Origin of the sequence: Streptomyces sp. NPDC048270 (assembly GCF_040652335.1) — a bacterium.
Classification (GTDB): domain Bacteria; phylum Actinomycetota; class Actinomycetes; order Streptomycetales; family Streptomycetaceae; genus Streptomyces.
Window position 1 is genome coordinate 1 of record NZ_JBEZLV010000024.1, and the last position, 18,929, is coordinate 18,929.

The 18,929-nt window shown below is 67.6% G+C and carries 13 protein-coding genes and 2 pseudogenes; 10 read left to right on the forward strand and 5 right to left on the reverse strand.

Annotated features, from left to right (window positions below):
- Positions 1–672 precede the first annotated feature (672 nt).
- The 6 genes and pseudogenes from AB0D66_RS21640 to AB0D66_RS21665 form a co-directional block, all read left to right on the forward strand.
- Positions 673–1,703 (forward strand): annotated as a pseudogene (locus AB0D66_RS21640) (DUF6192 family protein); the annotation flags it as partial.
- Between the two features lie 2 nt (positions 1,704–1,705).
- Positions 1,706–2,086 (forward strand): annotated as a pseudogene (locus AB0D66_RS21645) (RacP protein); the annotation flags it as partial.
- Between the two features lie 1,732 nt (positions 2,087–3,818).
- The gene (locus tag AB0D66_RS21650; RefSeq protein ID WP_362305763.1) at positions 3,819–4,727 is read left to right on the forward strand and encodes a ParA family protein; all 909 of its coding nucleotides are present in this window, start codon (positions 3,819–3,821) and stop codon (positions 4,725–4,727) included.
- A gap of 169 nt (positions 4,728–4,896) precedes the next feature.
- On the forward strand, positions 4,897–5,733 hold the full coding sequence (locus AB0D66_RS21655; RefSeq protein WP_362305766.1) for a hypothetical protein: 837 nt from the start codon (positions 4,897–4,899) through the stop codon (positions 5,731–5,733).
- 381 nt (positions 5,734–6,114) lie between these two features.
- Positions 6,115–6,570, forward strand: a complete 456-nt coding sequence (locus AB0D66_RS21660) for a hypothetical protein (RefSeq protein ID WP_362305769.1) — start codon at positions 6,115–6,117, stop codon at positions 6,568–6,570.
- 477 nt (positions 6,571–7,047) lie between these two features.
- Positions 7,048–9,351: a hypothetical protein gene (locus tag AB0D66_RS21665; RefSeq protein ID WP_362305772.1), complete on the forward strand. Its 2,304-nt coding sequence runs from the start codon at positions 7,048–7,050 to the stop codon at positions 9,349–9,351.
- Between the two features lie 971 nt (positions 9,352–10,322).
- Here the strand turns inward: AB0D66_RS21665 and AB0D66_RS21670 are convergent.
- Positions 10,323–10,616, reverse strand: coding sequence for a hypothetical protein (locus tag AB0D66_RS21670; protein WP_362305775.1), 294 nt, complete (start codon positions 10,614–10,616; stop codon positions 10,323–10,325).
- A gap of 350 nt (positions 10,617–10,966) precedes the next feature.
- Between AB0D66_RS21670 and AB0D66_RS21675 the strand changes: the two genes are divergently transcribed.
- Together AB0D66_RS21675 and AB0D66_RS21680 are read left to right on the forward strand one after the other, a co-directional pair.
- Entirely contained in the window at positions 10,967–11,338 is a 372-nt protein-coding gene (locus AB0D66_RS21675; RefSeq protein WP_362305778.1) for a hypothetical protein, read from the forward strand.
- 321 nt (positions 11,339–11,659) lie between these two features.
- Positions 11,660–12,451, forward strand: a complete 792-nt coding sequence (locus tag AB0D66_RS21680; protein ID WP_362305780.1) for a hypothetical protein — start codon at positions 11,660–11,662, stop codon at positions 12,449–12,451.
- On the opposite strand, the gene AB0D66_RS21685 is transcribed toward AB0D66_RS21680, so the two are convergent.
- Complete coding sequence (locus AB0D66_RS21685; protein WP_362305783.1) at positions 12,404–13,369, reverse strand: carbon-nitrogen hydrolase family protein; 966 nt, start codon at positions 13,367–13,369, stop codon at positions 12,404–12,406. The genes AB0D66_RS21680 and AB0D66_RS21685 overlap by 48 nt on opposite strands.
- Positions 13,370–14,064: 695 nt before the next feature.
- Here AB0D66_RS21685 and AB0D66_RS21690 point away from each other — a divergent pair.
- Complete coding sequence (locus AB0D66_RS21690) at positions 14,065–16,365, forward strand: hypothetical protein (RefSeq protein ID WP_362305785.1); 2,301 nt, start codon at positions 14,065–14,067, stop codon at positions 16,363–16,365.
- Between the two features lie 63 nt (positions 16,366–16,428).
- Entirely contained in the window at positions 16,429–17,289 is an 861-nt protein-coding gene (locus tag AB0D66_RS21695; RefSeq protein WP_362305788.1) for a hypothetical protein, read from the forward strand.
- Between the two features lie 178 nt (positions 17,290–17,467).
- Here the strand turns inward: AB0D66_RS21695 and AB0D66_RS21700 are convergent, their stop codons facing one another.
- The 3 genes from AB0D66_RS21700 to AB0D66_RS21710 all read right to left on the reverse strand — a co-directional run bounded on the left by AB0D66_RS21700 (position 17,468) and on the right by AB0D66_RS21710 (position 18,892).
- On the reverse strand, positions 17,468–18,046 hold the full coding sequence (locus AB0D66_RS21700) for an AAA family ATPase (protein WP_362305791.1): 579 nt from the start codon (positions 18,044–18,046) through the stop codon (positions 17,468–17,470).
- Between the two features lie 111 nt (positions 18,047–18,157).
- On the reverse strand, positions 18,158–18,547 hold the full coding sequence (locus tag AB0D66_RS21705; protein ID WP_362305794.1) for a hypothetical protein: 390 nt from the start codon (positions 18,545–18,547) through the stop codon (positions 18,158–18,160).
- 126 nt (positions 18,548–18,673) lie between these two features.
- Positions 18,674–18,892 (reverse strand): hypothetical protein, encoded by a 219-nt coding sequence (locus AB0D66_RS21710; RefSeq protein ID WP_362305796.1) that lies wholly within the window; start codon positions 18,890–18,892, stop codon positions 18,674–18,676.
- Positions 18,893–18,929 lie beyond the last annotated feature (37 nt).

An 18,929-nucleotide genomic window follows, 5' to 3' on the forward strand; every position in this document is an offset into this window, starting at 1 on the left:
GGAGTGAACCGGTGTGTCTTGGGATGAAACAGGAGCAGATAGGGCGCAACAGCGACCTCACGGCCGCTCCCGTCACTCTGGGGCCACGCTCATCTTCGAGCTCACCAGTCACTCGCCACAAATCACCCCCAAAGTCGCTAAAAATGGGTAAAACGCCCTCTCAGTACGTGTTTGCGACCCCCTGATTTGGCTGCTCGGACGGCCTAGTCTGGTGGGGTGTCTGCTGGCGCTGGCGGGTTGGTGAGCGTCGGTGCCGGGGGTGTGATGAGGCTCTGGCGCCGGGGGCCGGTCCGGGTGCGGCGTTCTGTTCGTCTGCTTGTCGTTCCGGGTCATGGCGTCGTCAGGAGAGGCTGCGGAAGCGGCTCGCGGCAGTACGGGACGGGGCCGGCATGGTGGAGTGCACCGTCTGTGGGTCCCGGTGGATCGCCAGGTTGGACCGGCGGTCGAATGCCTTGTACTGGTCGGGGCGGTGCAAGGTGAGGGCCTGGCGGGCCCGGAACGAATCGTTCGGCGAACGGTCACGGTAACCGCAGGGCGAACGCCCATCCGGTCACGCTATGTCCAATTCCGTTCAGATACAAAGGGTTTACTGCGATCAGAGGTTTTCCGGTCTGTCGCTGTGAGGGCGGCGGACCGCGTCCCGTCACGGGCTTGAGAGCCGTGCCCGGTCCGCTCGAGCAACAGTCCCGGGCATCGTTCGTCATCGGGGACCGAGCTCTAGAAATCGAGCCGATGCGTGAGATCGGCGGACGGACTGCGAGCGAGAGGACTCCGGTCGTCCGGGACTCGCTGAACAGGCTGGCTGAGGACATCGGGTTGTCCTTCGGCGCAGTCAAGAACGCCCGGTCCACCGCCGCGCGGTGGCCCAAGGAACATCGCAGGCCGGACGTCTCGTTCAAGGTCCACCGCATCCTCGCCCAGATCGAGGACGAGAATGAGCGGTTCACCGCAATCGGTACGCTGCCCGAGGCAAGACCCGCTGGACGGCCGACGACGCCTGCCGCCGGGTGGGCAACCAGGTGGACACACCTGTCTCGCCTGAGGAGAAGGCCAACGCGATTTACGCCCTGACTCGTGACGAGCAGGTGGCCGCGGCGGTGAGCACGGAGTTCCTGCGCCGGCTAACCGTGGCCGCTCAGGTCAGTGCCGAGGACAAGGTCAGGGTCGTGGAGGAACTGACCCGCGACGAAGGCGTCGCCGCAGCGGTGACCACCGGTCTCCTACAGCGCCCTGCGGTGACGGCTCAGGCCAGTCGGGAAGACAAAGTCCGGGTCGTGGAGGAACTGACCCGCGACGAGTCGGTTGCCACCGAGGTCACCACCGGTCTCCTGCGCCGGCCGGATGTCGCATTCAAGGCGATGTCCGATGACCGGGCCCGCCACGAGGTCAATCACGCCCAGGTCGAACGGGGCCGCCAGGCCCGCGAGCACTTCGAACGCACCAGTCCGATCGCCCCGGCGGTCCGTCACATCGAGCGGACCATGGAGTTCATAGACCTGGTCACGGCCTGCCACTCCTTCGTCGCCGCGGCAGGCAGGGCGGTCCCGGGACTTCGAGACCGTCACCTCGGCGAGGACGAGAAGACCATCGTTCACGAGAACGTCGCCCGCATGAGGGCAACCCTCGACTGGATTGAGACCGCGGTCGACACCGGCAAGTTCGACGTCGACGGCGAACTCGCCCGCCTTCTGAGCGGCCAGTAGCCATGCCCCGCGCGTCACGGCGCCGGGGGCAGGTCGCAGAGCGGCACGCCGACACACTCCGCTTCATCCTCTCCGAGGCCCGCCCCGCGGGCCTCCTCTTCCACCAGCTGACAGCGGCCAGCGAACTCTCACCCAGCCAAGTACCGGCAGGAATGGCCACGCTCCGCGACATCATCGCCGCGAACAGCTGGCCGCAGCTGATCTGGACCAGGGAGAACGGCTACCAGCTCGGAGCCGAACGAGCAGCCCTGGAAGCCTACGAACGATCCGTGATCAACGAGAAACTCACCGCGTTCCGCCGGTTCATCACCGGCACCGTCGCGCCCCACGCCGCCGCCCACCCGGGCGACAAGGGGGTCAAGCACATCGTCGCCCAGCTAAACCGTTGCATCGGCCGGGCCGTCAGATACCTCGGCCTCACGCCGGGGCAGAGCATGCTCCAGGCACTTACCCACGCGGCCGGCCGCTCAGCCGAGATCACCGAGGCCAACTTCACCGACAAGGCCATCGTCGAGGCCTACGAGGACGCACGCATCAGAGCCCACCTGCTACCCCCAGGGGACTGCCGCCCTCGACTCCCTCGTCACTCACGAGCTCATCCGCTCTCGTCAGCTGTCCCGAGCCGAACAGGCCGCTGGCGAGGGCAGCGCCATCGTCGTCGCCCACCTGGAAAGAGGTGTCCGACACGCCCACCCCATCACCGACAGGGACGCGGAACAGTAGAGCTCCTCAGCTTGCACTGCGAGCACAGACCGTCCCTCCGGCGCACAGCGAAGTCGGCCGACCGAGCGGCTCTTCGAATGGGCGGAAGCTTGCCAGTAATACACCGAATAACGCTAGACCGGCCCTGACCTGGAAAAACAACGCAAGATGCAACGATGGCTGCAACGATGGAATGTCGACGGCGGGCGAGCCGCGTTCCCGCCTGCACCGGACGAGCGGAGCGAATGGAACGACTTCTGCAACGACAGACGCAACGGCAGACGCAACGATGCTGCCGAACCGGCTTGCCTGGCATATAGCAGTAAACGCAACGATGAATGCAACTTTGACTGCAACGATAACTGCAACGGTGGAACCCCGGTCGGGCATCATCAAACAACGTATACCACAACGAGGACTGCAACGATGAATACAACGATAGCTACAACGCTGCAACCAACGATCTAACGAACGACTTTTCGTACGCCGCCCGCTTACAGGTGACACTGAGACGCACGTGCGCTCGCGCTCCTTCGAATACCGATTATCTTGCGCGCCGCTTTACTGACACTGGCACAAGCACGCTGCTGCGCTCCCTAGATTTCGATCACCCTGCCAGACGGTCTCACCAGGTTCGGACCGCACATACGGGCACTCCGACTGATGCTCTTGCACCAGCACTGCCGAACCGGCGAGCTAGCAGGCCCTGCAACTCAATGTCTATGACACTTGCGCTGGATGTTTGGCTGTAGGTCACCTTCCGACGCACTACATGTCATTCGCACGCCATGCAGACCATCCGTCGTTTCCACGTTTGCCGCGCGCACGCCACCAAGCGTCCTGTCACACGCCGGACGGCTGGTTCCCGCCGTCACACAGGCACCCCCTAGAGGGCGATCTCAATCGCACACCCAGTCCGCCTGGCGCAGGAACGCTCAGGCGCTCTCAGTCCGGAGCGAGCCATCTGGCGATGGCGCCACGTTTCTCGAGCGCCACCTCGCATGCCGGCCTTCGGCCATACCGAACTGCCATCGGACAGACTTGGTCTCGGTGTTGCCGGGCGACTCTCGGACGATCAATCCCGCCTCAGCAGTTACGTCTCTGCCGCGCAACCAACAGGCGCCCCCGCCTACCAGCGTGTTTGCGGCGCACGGCACCTTACAACCACCGTTAGATCACAACCTGAACACGGCACGCCGCAGATGGTTCCCCCGGGAAAGCACACCGCGAGTCCGAGAGTCCGGGGACCCTCCACCTGTTATCGTCGTGCGCGACACTCCCGTGTCACTAGACTCAGGACCCGCAGAACTCGTCCTTCCCATCGCGCAGAGTCGGGCATACCGCCAGGTAAACCCTCGCGCCAGGAGGGCACTCTCGGTCCGTTCCTCTGGTGACACTGGCTCAGTACGAGGTATGGAACAGAAGGGCGGACTTGCGGTGAAGGTTTTTGCCGTCGCGACTCAGAAGGGGGGAGTCGGCAAGACAAGCACCACCGTCAATCTCGGCTCGGCTCTCGCGCTCTTCGGAGCCCGAGTACTGATCGTCGACCTCGACCCCCAGGCGCAAGCAGGTACGGCACTCGGTGTGAACCTCGCTGGTGCGAACCAGCTGGCGCGCTCGCTCGGTTGGGCCATCCAGGCTCGTCTTCAGGGCATGCATATGGACATTCCGTCCATCTGGTTCGACCGCACTGAACTCTTCGAGATCTTCGACGGTGCAGGAACTCTGCATCTGCTCGCCTGCGAAGAGTCCACCATGACGGCAGCTCAGGACCTGATCCACAAGAAGGGGTATCAGTCCACGCCAGTGCTCCGGCGGATGCTGCTCGAGCTGAAGGAGCACTTCGACTACGTACTCATTGACACACCGCCGGCGGTGTCCTCCCTCTCTGCAACGGCGCTTGCAGCCGCGGACTACGTGGTGACCGTCTGCGTGCCTGAATACCCGGCGCTCAAGGGCGCTGCGGCAACTCGAGGCACGGTTGCCTACGTCAAGGAGCGGACTAACGACGAGTGCGACCCGAAGTACCTGGGAGCCGTCCTTAATCGCTCGAATCCTCCCTCAAAGTGGAAGGCCCAGGAGATCAACATCCGGAACGGGATGTTGCACAACGGGCTAGCCCCCTTCGTTACCGATGTTCGGACGGACAATCGCATCAGCGACTCCTTCGCGCATGGCGTGCCGGCGGCCGTTCGTTCAGCCAGTCACGCGCCCGGCAAGATGTACGGGGAGCTTGCCCAGCAGATCCTCGCCCGTACTGACCAGCCTCAAGAGAAGTGGGAACTTCCCTCCATGATCGATCTGGAGGCCGAGGTTGCCTAGCGGAGCTGCCCCCAAGAAGAAGCGACGCCCAGCCCACTTCGCCTCGGGTGGGCAGTCACTAGTAGCGGGCCTCCTTGCTGGCGCAGAGGACGTCGCAGGCCGCTCGTTCCTAGGCGGCGGCTCGCCACCACCAACCGCCGCAGCTGTTTCTCCCAGCGAGGGCGCACGTGTGTCCCCGCAGCCCGAGCCGGAACCCGAGCCGCAGCCCGAGCCGCAGCCCGAGCCGGAACCCGAGCCGCAGCCCGAGCCGCAGCCCGAGCCGGAACCCGAGCCGCAGCCCGAGCCGGAACCCGAGCCGGAACCCGAGCCGCAGCCCGAGCCGGAACCCGAGCCGGAACCCGAGCCGCAGCCCGAGCCGCAGCCCGAGCCGCAGCCCGAGCCGCAGCCCGAGCCGCAGCCCGAGCCGCAGCCCGAGCCGGAACCCGAGCCGCAGCCCGAGCCGCAGCCCGAGCCGGAACCCGAGCCGGCCGCACGCTCACAGGCCAAGCAGAAGCCGAAGGCAAAGTCCCCAGACGACTCCGCCGACAAGTGGGCACACGAGGCGCTACGGACTAGTTACGCCGACGCGCGCCTGAACGGGGCGACCTGGGACGGGTGGGGTTTCAGAATCGCCCCAGCCATCAAGGCCCGATTGTCCGAGCGGATGAAGGCCGACAAGCGATCGCTCGACCGCCCGGACCTAGCCATCGGCCACTACCTGGACGCAGCACTTCTCCGGGTCGCGACCGCTGACGTGGATCAACTCGTTGCGATGGCAGAGTCGTTCGGCCTTGAGCAGCTTTGGAGTGCGAAGAAGGACCGCACCTCCAAGCCCTCCACGTATCGCGTTGGTCCTGTGGTCTACGAGTTCATCACTGGTTTGAACATGACTCTTCAGGAGGCCGACAAGGGCAGGCGCGGCACGTTGGTGGTGTCGTGCGCACTGCAGAGGCTCCTGGACGCCATGGATCAGGAGGGGGCCCTGACGAGTCCGAGGCTTCCCACGCCTCGAAAGTCCGGCCGTTAGTCAAGAACGCGAAGGGGCCGCCAGCAGGCAAGTGCCGGCGGCCCCTTCGCGTTCTCCTCGTGCTCCGCGTTGCATTCGCAACAGTCTCCGACTCAACCGCTGCAACGATCCCTGATACTACGTCTGCAACGCTGTTGCGATCGATCACACGAACGTCAGAGCACTCATAGACCCCCACCCTCTGCCCCACACGCCTAGTGACGCTAGAGCGCAAGGGGGTGGCACTAGAACCTCAAGCTGCTGACAGAGGTTCAAAATATGGACTTTCCGGGCCAGATGAGATCTCGTCGACGCGCCACGGGTCTAGTGAAACCAGAAACTGGGCCTCTCGTTGCGCTATCGTGGGTCTCACGATCACCAGGGTGTCAGGAGTCTCGATACATGGAAGCGCCCAACCCGCCGCTCAAAATCAGTGCCGTCGCAAACGTGGCAGGACTCAGCGAGTCTTGGGCCTGGAAGGCCCGAGAGCAGGGTGTCCTGTACGAGCCGTACTCACCCGAGGACGTCGTCGCGCTTCGCGTCTACGCCTTCGTCTCGCAGATCGTCTGGCCTGGTGTTCGCCGGCCTCGCAGTGCGCGGCAGTCACTCGAACTGTGGCAAGAAGCGGCAGTTGCAGCCGCACGTGAGGCGTACACCTCCAACACCACGACGCCGGACACCGCCATGTGGGTCCTCGAGGACCGCGTCCGGCTCGTCACACAACCGTGGGAACGCGCGGCAGTCGATCTGCAGGTCCTTGCTGGCAAGACTGCAGTCCGCATCCCTGTAGGGCTTTGGATCATGGAGCTCCCCGACGCTCTCGACCGACGTCGCCGCGGAGCCAAATCCGCGGCATAGCTCCGGCTCCTTCAGCGAGGGACCACTTCAAAGCCCTGCCAAGCAGGCCCAGTGCAGATGAGGTCTGGCCCGGGATTCGACCTCCCGGGCCAGATCTGTAGTCGAGGAGGAACTGAGCAGCAACAGGTCCCACAACCGAACACCGCGTGAGCAGGCCTGGTCGCTTCCCACGGCGCGCCTGCTCTTGATGAAGGTTTCTCTCGTACTCCTTGACAGGAGCAGATCATAGCTACCCGTACGAGGGCTGGCTCAGTCATGCCTGAAGCCAGTCCAGGAGCAGCACGAAAGTCGGCTCGATTCAGCACGGACGTCGCTGCCAATCCGCGACGCCCTCGTCTCCCTGGAGCCTCGCCCCCCTCTACACCCGACGAACCTGAACTGCTCTCGAATGGGTCCTCCAGCGAGCCGCTCCAGCTTGGTCGGGTGATGCGCACTTGCCTAGATTCCGCCCTGCGGTTCCTCCTGGCTGATGGCAGGGTGAGCGGTCTGCAGGATTCTGCCCGGTTGGCTGCCGTGGTCCTGCTGGCGAAGGCGCCGGCTGCGTCGACGGGTGTCCGGATCCGGACGGGTGAGTTGGCTCGCTGGCTGGGCTGTTCGGCGTCCCATGTCGCGCACAGCGTTCTTCCGGAGATGAAGGCCGCTCGTGTGGTGACCTCTCGTGTCCTGAAGGACGACGAGGGCCAGGTGACGGGACTTGAGCTGCACCTTGAGCCGTTGCGAGAGGCTCGGGCCGAGGGCGCCGGGCATCCTCTGATGCTGGCCAAGGGAGACTTGGCGACGCTGCTGCGCTTGGCTGAGGCTGTCGTCGGTCCTGGGTGGGCTCCGGTGGACGGCCCCGTGACGCCTCCGGGCCTGCTGGCCGGTCGGCAGGGGAGGGGTGCAGCGACGGATCGTCTTGCGCTGCTGCTCCTGGTGCTGCAGACCCGTGCTGATGGCCGGGTGCGGATGGTCGGTGGCCGGGTGACCGCCGGCCGTGGCCGTGCCGATGCAACCGTCGCCCGTGCTCTGAAGTGTTCGGCCTCGGGAGGTGCGAAGGTCGTTGACCGTCTCGTGGCGAGCGGTGTCGTCCACCTCGCCCGGTCACTGTCGACGGGCGCTGGCTTCGGCCGTGCCCGGTTGTCGGTGCCTGCGGTTGCTGCTGCCCATGCACGTAACGCGGCAGCCCTGAACGCCGAACCTCTCCCTGATCAGACGCCGTCGACATCTGGGGGCGACTGCCCCCGCTGTGCGGACGGAGCGTTTGGCGGACATGCTGAAGCGTTCCCGATGTCGGGGGATGGGTGGGCGCAACTCTCCTTCGACGAGGCGGGCGAGGAGTATTCCTCCTGGCGCCCGGTTGCTGCATCCGGGGTTCAGGAGGCTGCTTGGAAAGCTGACGGCCAAGCAGAAGGCCCGAGTTCCGGCGCCAGTGGGGCTGATGAGGCTGATGGGGAACAGCGCTACGCTGATGCAGAGCTCCACGCCCCCCACGCTGTTGTTGCTGATGTATGTGTTGCTTCTGCGGATCTCTCTGGCTTTTCCGGCTCTGCCGTCGGTGGTTGCCGAAGTCTGCCGGAGCGCGTGGGCGCAGGCGAGGAACAGCGTTCGGTCACGGACGGTGAAAGAGTTCCGTCTCCGGTCGCCGGGGGCCCGCTGCGCGGGGAAAAGCCCAATAAGGTCTCGTCGGCGGGCAAGGTGGTGTTCGTCCGTCCCGGCCGGATTCCTGATGATCTCGTGAAGGTCCTGGAGCCGGTGACCGGTTTGTGGGGCTCGATCGGGCGATCAAGCAGCAGCCGGTGGGCCGCGTCCGCGGTTCGGGCTGAGGTCGAACGGCTTCGTGGAGTGGTGGGTGCTGAGCACGCCCTGCTGGCGTTGGCAGGTCGGCTGGGTCGCCGGCTGCTTGCTGAGGAGGGTCGGCCGATTATCGATCCGGTGGGCTGGTTGATGCGTCGTGGCCTGCCGCAGCGGGCGGAGTGCTGGTCGCTGTTGTGCGACGACGGCCTGCGGATGGACTCCGGGGCCGCATGTGCCAGCTGTGACAGCCTGGCCGGCGACCGTCGAGCCCTGAAAGCAGCGCTGGTCACAGCGGTCGCTTGCGACCTGCCACATCTTCCGGCCGGCGAACGCCGGTTGGAGACCGAGCGTCGCCTTCACGCCCAGGTCCAGTCCGATACCGCGGCCGCTCTGGTGCGGCGCGAGCAGGCTCTCGTCGAGAGGGCTCAGCGCGATGTGGCTGTTGAGCGCCGACGCCGGGAGCTCGCCGAGGAGGACCGGAGGCGGGCAGCTGAGCCGTGCCGTCGGTGCGGCACGCCTGAGGCTGCCGGGTTGTGCCTGACCTGCTCGTATCGCCAGCAGACCGAGGTCCTGGTGCAGGACGCGATCGCAGTGGTGGTCGCCCTGCGCGGCGAGCTGAAGACCGCGAAACAGGTCGCAGAGTTCTGGAATCGGGTCGAGAGCGACACCCGCGGGGTGATCGCCGACCGGTGCGCGCCGGTGGAGACACAGGATGCGGTGGTGGTCGCCTACACGGCGCGCTGGGCTGCCCAGGAGCTCCTCGACGCCCGTCGCGATGCGGCGCTTGCGCGGCTGGAACGGTGCGAGGTGGCCGAGAACGAGGCGGTACACGCGTACCGGGTGGCGCTTCGGCGTGGGCAGGGGCAGTCCTCGCGGGCTGGGGTGCTGGAGGCTGCGGACGAGGCAGCGGAGCGGGCCCGGGGGGCAGCCGCGCAGAGTCTTCTGGAGGAGTTCCTCGGCCGACTTGCAGGGCTTCGGGAGCCCGAAGTGCTGGTGGGCGCGGCATGAGCTCGGTAGCCGTCAGTGCACCGGTCAGGGCCGGCCTCACCCGACACCCCAGTTTGCGGCTCCGCGAATGGGTTGAGTCTCGTCCAGGCCTCACTTCAAGAGCGCGGCGGATCCTTTTGGAAGGCGATGTCGAGGGCCGATACCGGGGCCGTAGTGCCGGTGAGGCGGGCTACCGCATGACGATGGCCCTGGCCGTGGCCTTCTCCCAGCCCGGACGGCAACACTGCCAGGCTGACTTCTACGAGGCCCTGGTGCTGCGTCCCACCGTGGGAGGGGCCTGGGTTAGAGGGCTCAGGGCCCGCAAGGGAGACCGGTACACGGAGACCAAGCTCGGCGAGATGCTCGACAAGGCCCGGCGCTTCGCCAGCACCTCTCCGCCCATCTTGAACCGGGCGGACGCCGCGCTTGCTCTCCACGCAATCCGGCCGGCTGTCGAAGCACACCCTTGGCGGGGGAGAGCCGGAGGGATGGACGAGAAGAACCTCGTCGCGCGCCTTCGCCTGGCCGAGAAGGCCGGGGGCTCAGTGCACCAGGCATCGGTGCGGCAGCTGGCCGAGCTGATGGGCTGTGCCCGCTCGACGGCGGAAGCCTCAAACCGCCGACTCATTCAGCAGCAATGGCTCCACATGCTGGATGCAGCGGAAGGCAGGGGGAGTGGTTCGTCGTGGCGACTGAGCATCCCTGAGCAAGGGGGAGACTCGAGTGCGTCACCGGGACAGTTGCCACCTGCAGGGGAGAGGGGGGCAGGAAGTGTCCCGGAAATGCACAACTCGCCTGTGAGGGACTCCCGGGCGCTGGGCCGCATCATGGCCCACGACGCCTTCCACGCCTACTCTCACGGAACGTCCGGCGCCCGCGTACTGGCCTGCCTCGACCCGCTGGAAGGGGCCAGCGTCCCTGCACTCGCCGAGGCCACGGGACTCCGCCGAACCACGGTCCGTCGGCGTCTGCGTGAACTCCTTGTCGATCATCTAGTCGAGGAGGCCGATGACCTGTTCTACCTGCCCCGCCACCTTGCCGGCGACGCTGGCCTCGAACTGGACGAACAGCAGCTGGGACAGGTCGCCCGCGGCCGCGGAACCGAAGGACTTGGTGCCCGGCGCCGACAGCGGCATGCCGACCAGCGTGAGGGCTACCAGCGCTGGCTCGAGGAGCGTGACCGACGCAGCCGTGAGAACCGCCGGCCTGACCGGCCACGGCTGCGTCTGGTTCCCGAAGGCGTCCTGGATGCGGCCACCGGGGAGCTGGTGGATCAGGGGTGGCAAGGATGGGATATTTCCGATCCATACCACCCCATCCCGCGCGACGACCTCCACCGGCCGGTCCTCGTAGAAGCGGAGCTGGTCTGTGCCTGCGCACGCCGACTCGGGCCTTCGCGGTGTCGGAGCGCGCGTAGCATCCTGCTTCATGGGGAGTGTGAGTTGGACCTGTCCGCGCTGCGGTGCGAAACCTGGAACGGACTGCCGTACGCCCAAGGGGACGGAGCGGCTGCCGCATTGGCGCCGTTGGTGGATGGCCTGGTGCCTTGAAGCGGCTGCGGCCGCAGCCAGTCGGGCAAGGCCGGACGAGCTGCTCTTCCACACCGTCGACGTAGTCGGCACGAACAGTCCGGTCGGTGGATGCCGTCACCGCCCCGGCCGGCATCCGCCTGCTCCGCAACGTGATCGCCCTGCAGAAGACCCATGTGGCCCAGTGGCTGACGGCCCTGGACGACACCCACATGAACACCCGAGGGCTGGTCGAATCCGCGAACACGCTGGCACAGGACCTTCAACAGGCTGTTGACGTGCTCGTGAAAGTGGAGACAGGCCATCCCCTCGATGCCTCGATTCTTCCCCCGGACAGCGCACCGACCCCCGAGGAACTACTCCAGGCCCTCGCCCGCGGTCCCGTCCAGGCTGCCGAGACGGCATATCAGCGGCGTCTGGAGCTTCTCTCCCGTCCGGATGCAGAGCCGACGCCCTGGTCGGTCCGGACCAAGCCATAACGGTGCTACGAAGCCCGCAACCAGGAAGGCCTCATCGTCCACTCGTGGGCAGCACTGCCCGCCACCCTGGAGACGGAACTCGCTGCCTGGGGCCCGACACCGGGGCTCGTCAAGATCGAGTACAAGCCGACCCGGCCAACTGATCTGCCGGAGCTGATGGCACCCTCACAGTAGGAGCTGGAGGAAGCGCCCTCCACACCGCACGGGTTCGCCTGCGACGCGGACAAAGAAGCCTACGCCGCCCATGGCCACGCTCAACGCGCCGCCGAGCTCCTCGCCGCCCTGCGCACCAGGCTCCGCGACGACCAGGTGGATGACTTCGTGAACGCTCGAGTCCACGAGCTCAACCGCCGATCGCCGCAGCTGGCCGACCTCGAATCCCACCCCAACCGCCGCGTCTTCGCCGACTCCGTCTCCGCCGCGTTCACCTGGGTCGATCCCACGACGATCGTCCGGACCCCGGATCACACCGCCTGGGGGACCATCGACCGTCCCGGCGAACGGGCAGGATCCGTCTGGATCCCCGCAGCGATTCGAGAGTGGCTCACCGAGGACGACATCCCGTACAAGCTGCGGACCGCGCTGACCGCCGGGCACGTCCAACTGCTCCGCTTCCCCGGCCCGGCCGGCCCACTGCACGTCATGGATGTCAACGGCTGCCACCGCACCCATCTTTGGCGTGTGCTGGACCTCCCGAAACTCTTCGCCTTCGTCCAGAACATCCCCCTGGCGCTCCAGCTCACACCGTTCGACGTCGCCACCGACGACGGCCCGACCGACGAGCCCGAGGTCGTCGCCGCGATCTGGAAGGGCCTGCTCGCCAAGGGCATCCTCCGCGGAACCCTCGATCGCCCCGACAGCCCACTGCCCGCGCTCGAGCTTCACTGGGTCCCCGCGCAGTGGCTCCTGTACCCGCCCGACATCGCCGCCGCATACGGCCGCCGCTACACAGAAATCTACGGGCCCCAAGCGTGGGAGCAGTGCAACATCCCCGCCGAAGCCTTCACCTCCGCGGCCCAATGGCGCTCCTGGGCCACTGGCGCACCTAGTGACGAAGGACTCCGACTACCGGCTGCTGGTCGCAGCTTCCAACGGCGAACACAGGCGGAATAGATCGGGATCAAGATCCCAACGTCCGTTTCCCCGGCCAAGGGAATCTGGGCGGGGTCGCCAGTGGCGGGGTGGTCTCAGAAGGTTGTGCGGGTGTCGCTGCGGTCGTCGCCGACCGGGATCCGCTCGTCGTAGAGACCGGCGCGAGCTAAGCGGCGCCACGGGCGGGCGTAGCGAAGAGCGACGTCGATGAGCCGGGACGGAGTAGCCGAGCCAGTAGTTGTAGAGCGTTCCGTACGCCTGGGCGACGCGGGCTCGGGGCGCATCGTCGACCATCACCGACAGCAGGACGCAGTCGACGTCCAGGCTCTCGTACTCGGCGAACACCTCCGGAAAGTTGGCCTCGATGCACAGCGCGAAGCCGAACCGGATGCCGTCCACCTCGAAGACGAGCGGCTGCTGTCCGGGGGAGTACAGGTAGGAGACCTCGGTGTCCGACAGGAACCGCTTGTCGTACCGTGCGACTAGACGGCCGCGGTCGGAGACGATGTAGAGGCTGTTGTGCGGCCGGTTCGGCGGTGTCAGCGGGTGAATCGACCCGAACACCGTCCACAGGCCGAGCTGCCCCGCCAGCGCGGCGATCGACTCCGCTTCCTCGCGCAGGACATCCCAGGCAGCTCGGCTCCAATCGGCCGCGACCAGCTCTCCAGCTGGCCCGGCCGCCATCACGTGCTTGCTCGGATAGACGATGGCCCCCTCGGGGAGCTGCACCAGCCGCACAGCCGCCCCGGCGGCCTCGACCATCAGAGCCCGGATCTCCTCCCCGGCCGCCCGCAGCGCTCCTCGATCCGTGGGGTCTTCCGGCACCGTGCTCTGCGCGACTGCCAACCGCAATGTCCTCGCCACGGCGTGGACGGTACGGCACGCCCAGTTCGCCGACCAGACCCCCTCGCGGGCCACCGGCCGGATGTAGGCAGCCATCTGTCCGCCGGCGCGACCTTTCAGCGACGGCGAGCCGGAACCCGGCCCGCCGGAGAGTGCCGCGACGCCCTCCCGACCGCCGAACTGTTGATCGTCTCCACGCCGGACCCCGGAGCGAAGACGCCTCGGCGGACTACGAAACACCTGACATTACGGGCCGCCGTCCTGCCAGGCTCTCTCCAACAGACCGGCACGGGAGACTGACCAACGATGGCAACGGCGCAGCAGCCCACCTCCGCGCAGCACCGGAGGGTGCAGTGGAAGCTCATCGACCGGGCCTTGGCCCGGTACTCGACTGAGTCCCTGATGGTGCTTCTCCACGCCGCGCTTGCTTCCCCGGGCTGTTCCCGATTCCACGACCACCTGCTGCTTCTGTGGACCCGCGTCCTGCGTACACCGCCCCGGTCGGGCGAGAAGGCGGGGGCCGGTGACTTGCCTGGTCTGGTCGAGGCCGTCGTCCGGGCTGCTCCGGGCCGGGGCACGGTGACCGAGGCGGAGCAGAATGATCCACGGGCGCTGGTGAGGGTGGAGGTAGCGGGGGAGCGGTTGCTGGTCCATCCCGGGCAGCTCGACCATCCGCTGTTGTTCCTGCGCGGGGCGCAGACGACGGCTCAGGCCGTCGACGAGGCGCTGCTCGCGGTACGCGGCTTCGCCTCACCGACGTCCTGGAGCTCGTCCTGCGCTACACCGACCGCGTGGTCAACGTGCTCGCGCCGACCTGGCCAGAGGCGTACGAGGACCGGCATCCAGTGGAGTTCACGTGCGGAATCAGCCCTGAGGAAGCGGCGGCAGCGCAACCCTTGGGGGAGCTGGACCCTGCTGTGCTGGTCGGGTTGTGCCGGGATCCGGGACGGGCGGCTCGGGCGCTGGAGTGGCTGACCGCGGATCTGGCCGATCTGCCGCTGCGCTACCACCCTGCCGCACCGCTGCTGGGGCCGGTGCTCGCCGTCGTCGCGCACGGTCGGCGTCGTCTGGTGCCGGTGTCGGCCGCGCTGGACACCTTCGCCGCGGCGCTGCGGGAACTGATCGCCGATATCCCGGACCGTGTGATCGTCGAGCAGCGGCTGCAGAGGCTGGCGGTGGACCGCGTTGCGCTTTTGCTGGGTCTGCGGGAGGCCCCGGTGCGGCCGGGGCCGGTGTGTGTGATCTCCTCGCCCACCCACCGGCACGACATCGCGGTCGTCAGCGCACTCGCCGGGAGCCTGTCGGATCGGATTGAGGACGGGCGCTCGGCCCTCGCTACCGGGGAGCCGGGCCGGGGACGGCTTGTGGTCTATGCCGGGCCGGCGGTGTTGGGGCCGGAGCTGATCCGTGACACCGCCTACCTGCATGTCGAGGAACTCGCCGAGATTCTCGCCGGCGCGGAGGGGGACCAGGCGCTACTGGCTTTGTTCGTGCTGGAGCTGACCGAGCACCCGGGGGTCGACGCGGTCTTCTACCGGGAACCGCTCGAGGCCTGGGCCGGCTGGCTGCGGGAAGGCACGATGCTGGTTCCGGGCCCGCACAGGGCGGAGGTGGCCGTCGTCTCGTCGGCCGGGTTCGACCTGACGTGGCGGCGGGCCGCCGCCTGGGCTCGCGTGGATGACGTCCTGGCCGCGGCCGGTTTGCCGACGGCGCTCCACTGGCGCTTCGCCCACCTCGCCGAGCCCGAGCCGGGCGTGCCCGGCGAGTACGCCGACCTCCAGGAGGCGGGCGAAGGCGGCGTTGGGCTGGTGGTGCGGGTCAGTACCCTTCCGCCGCCCGCGATTGTGGCCAGCCCCTCTGCTGAACCGGGTGCGGTCCTAGACCTGGGCGCGATGGCCGGGCTTGCGGACAGCATCCGCATCACCATCACCGCATGCCCGCCGGTCGCCGCGCACTTCACCCTGCCCGACCGGGTCCCGGTGGTAGTGCAGCTCACCGAGAGCACCCAGCCCCACCCGGCCCCGGCCGAAGACCGAGAGCGGGGCGGTGAGGATCAGGACGCGGGGGAGCGGCTGCTGCTCCATGCCGGGGCCGACCCCGGCCGTGCCCGGATCGGCATCGACCTCGACCCACCCCTGTTGGAGTCGTTCACCGGCGACGGCAGCGCCGGCCACCGTGTCCTCGGCCTGGTTCTGCACCACCTGACCGACCAGATTCGCCACGGCCGCGACGCCGAACCCGGCTGCACACCGGAGGCCTTCGCCGAAGCCTGGGAGGCAGCCCACCCCGTGCTGCGCCTCACCGGCGCCACCACCTACTGGCCCGCCACCGCCCTCCACTACACGCTGCCGCGCTCCCGGCACCTCCACGCCCGCTCCCTGCGCACTGCGGCCGAAGCCGTCCGCCGTACCGGCGTACCGTCCGGCACATGGCACGGCCCCGAGGCCTACAGCGGCGGCGGCCCCGGTGAACAGCTGCTGCACGCGCTCGAAGGCGAACTCGACCGGCAGATCCGCGCTCACCAGCCTGGCCTGGTCGAGGAGCTGGCGCGGCACCTGAACGCGGCCTGGCGCAGCCGTACCCGCGGCCGCCACGAGGTGACGGTGAACCTCGCCGCCCCCTGGGGAGCGAACTGGGCGGCGGAAGCCGGTGACCGCCAGATCGACGCGGCCACGGCCACCTCCGCCCTGCAGCTCCTGCTCCAGCAGGCGATCACCAGGCCGCCCGACGGAAGCCGGCCCGTCGACACCCTGGCCGTCGCCGAGCTGGTCGCCCTGGCCGAGCTCGTCCTGAACTGCGGCACCACCGCGGTCGCCGCCGCCCGGCGCCTGCACGACCTCCACCTGGAGATCCACCCCACCGGCGTGTTCACCATCACCAGCACGGACGACCAATCCACCGACGACCCAAACGGCGAACTGCTGCACTTGGGATTCGACGCGTACGCCTACCAGCAGGCCCGCCAAGAGCACTTCATCACCCAGGCCAGCAGCGCAGACCCTGAGGACCTCGACCCTGCCACCGGTATCGGGACAGGGAGCGTACGAACCCCCGTCGCGTTCACCGCGCCACGACTGCCGGCCGGAAGGTAGCTCGCTCGGGCCGATCTGCTCCTGCACCAGCACTGGGGCTTCGGCCTCGCCGCACTCACCGCTGTGCTGGCCACCGTCGCCGACTGGCCGACCGGACCGGAAGGCATCGCCGCCGTGGCCGCCGAGGACCTGGTGCGCGAGGCCGCCGCCTGGTCCCGACTGCCCGAGCCCGACCTGGCGTCCGCCGGCGACCGGCTACGCCTGCATCCAGGCAACGCCGCACCCGCCGGCCCGCACTCTTACACCGAGGTAGAACGCCGCACCCGGCCCTCCACCCACCCCCTGATCGACCACGGTGGGCGACTACTGGTCCTGCCGTGGGTCGTCCACGCCGCCCAGGAGGTGTACGCCGCCTACCTAGACGAGGGCCGCCTGCCACACGCCGATCTGCCCAAGCCCGTCGGCGAGGCACTGCGCCGCCACCGCCAGCACCTCGACGAGCGCCTGGAGGCAGACCTGAAGGCGATCGCCCTCGACGCCGGACTGCCCCACCGCTTCCGTCTACTGGAGAAGGAAGCCGCGCAGCTCGGCATCCCGGGACTGAGCGGAGAGATCGACCTCTTGATCGCCGACCCGGCCAGTCGGCGTCTGTGGGTGATCGAGGCGAAGAACCCCGAAGGCGCCGTCGCGCCGCACAACCTCGTCCAGCACATCCGGCGCTTCACCGAGCGCTACCGCGACAAGCTCCTCGCCAAGGCCGCCACCATCACCACCGACGCCGCCGCCGCGGCCCGCGCCTGCCAGGCCCCCGCCGGCCTGGAGTGGACCGTGGTCCCGCTGATCGTCACCCGCACCATCGAGCCGGCCGCGTTCATCTCGGACCCCAGGGTCGCGTACGCGATCGCCGATCACCTGGCCCACACCCTGGCCGCAGCGCAGCCACCCCAGCCGGGATGGAACAGCCCGTACAAGCAGACGATCTGATGGCTTCGGTCACCGACGTGTCGTACACCCTGGTCACCGACCGCTGGCGGGGAATCGGCGGCGTGTGCTGGTGAGTTCGGGTCTCAACTCTCGATGGACACGGAGGCAGCCAGGCGGCCGTGAACGAGGAACCCTTTGAGGATTTGAGGAGTGGGCCAGAAAGTTCTTGTGACGAGCCCTACCGAGGGCTGGGTGACCTTCGCGGTGCGCGCAGGAACGCTTGGATCTCTGGTGTTCCAGGCAAGTAGCCATCGGACGTGTCCACGATCAAGGTGGGCGCGTCGATGCTGATGGGCTCGAACCTCCCCGGGTCGTAGGTGCCGGCCTCCATGTCCGCGAGGAGGGCCATGTCGCCGTGGGCCGCCCGGTGGCCGTCGACCCCGGCCCGATCCGTGATGCGCTCGACAATCGTCGAAGTGTCCGTGGTGCAACGGATGATCCGCAGGTCTGCAAAGCCCATGAGGGCCTCCAGACCAGGGCGCCAGAGCCTGTCCTGGAAGGCCGCCTCAATGACGAGGGTGACCCCTGCCTGAACGAGCACCGTGATCACGTTGAAGAAGGCCTCCAACGTCGCGATGTTGAGGGGATCGTCTTCGTCGACATGGTGATTCGGCACATTCATCACCATGCCCTGCTTGATCTCGTCGCGAATGATGGCCGGGCAGCCAAGCTCCTGGGCGAGTGCCCGGGCGAGCGTCGTCTTCCCCGTCCCAGGTGGACCAGTGACGACGGCGACAAGGGCGATGCGGCTTTGCACGGGCAGCACTCCGAGTATGGGGAATCGCGACGAGTCAGGATGGAGGCCAGGGGACGCTCCGCAGAATGCGGAGCCGGAAGGCGATGCATCCGGCTCTTCGTTCAGCATCTCCTACTCGCTGTGGTCGTCCTCGACGCTCATGTCGTCGGGCCACGTGGCGTGCTCGATGAAGTACGCCACGGCCCGGCCGGCAGCTTCGAACGTGACGGTGTCCCGGTCGGCGTAGACGTCTACCTGCCCATTTGCCAGCTGGTAGCCGCCAGAGCTGCCGCTTTCCCGCGGATCGATGAGGTGCTCCGCTCGGCCGGCTTCACCATCCAGAAGGCTGACCATCGCGCGCTCGCCGTTGGTGACCACGGTCAGGTTGGCGGCTCGGCCATCCTCGAACCACGTCTCCTGGGTTGCCCAATCCAGACGGTGGCGGAGCAACTGGCGTGCCTTCTCGCCGGAGTACTCGAATCCGGGAGAGCCTTGCAGATGCCAGAGCCGTGAAGCAGCCACCGAGAATCCTCCAATCCGTGACCCGACGGCGGTGAGCCGGGCATGCAGGCACAGGCCGAACCCGTGCCTGACCTGACAAACCAAAAAACCAGTCTCACATCCGCTGTACTCGGTGGGGCGGCGGGGTCATGGCCGATGCCCGAGGAGCGTCTGGGCGCCCGCGTCGAGCAACTGCAGGCCGGCGCGCTGGCCGACGGGTGCCGGCTCAGTGGCGGGCCCGGTCGCGGACGTGCGAAGCGGGGCCTGGCCCGTCGGGTCGAGAACGACCGCGTGGACGGTGAGCTGGCCGGTTGACGCGTCGACGACCGCGTGGGCGGAGGCCGCGGTCATGCAGCCGCCGTGCAAGGCGGCGAGTTCCCTGATGATCTAGCGTGTTGAAGCT

Coding starts and splice junctions, on each gene's coding strand:
- AB0D66_RS21650 (WP_362305763.1), top strand. CDS start 3,819: ATGGAACAGAAGGGCGGACTTGCGGTGAAGGTTTTTGCCGTCGCGACT.
- AB0D66_RS21660 (WP_362305769.1), top strand. CDS start 6,115: ATGGAAGCGCCCAACCCGCCGCTCAAAATCAGTGCCGTCGCAAACGTG.
- AB0D66_RS21685 (WP_362305783.1), bottom strand. CDS start 13,369: ATGGCTGCCTACATCCGGCCGGTGGCCCGCGAGGGGGTCTGGTCGGCG.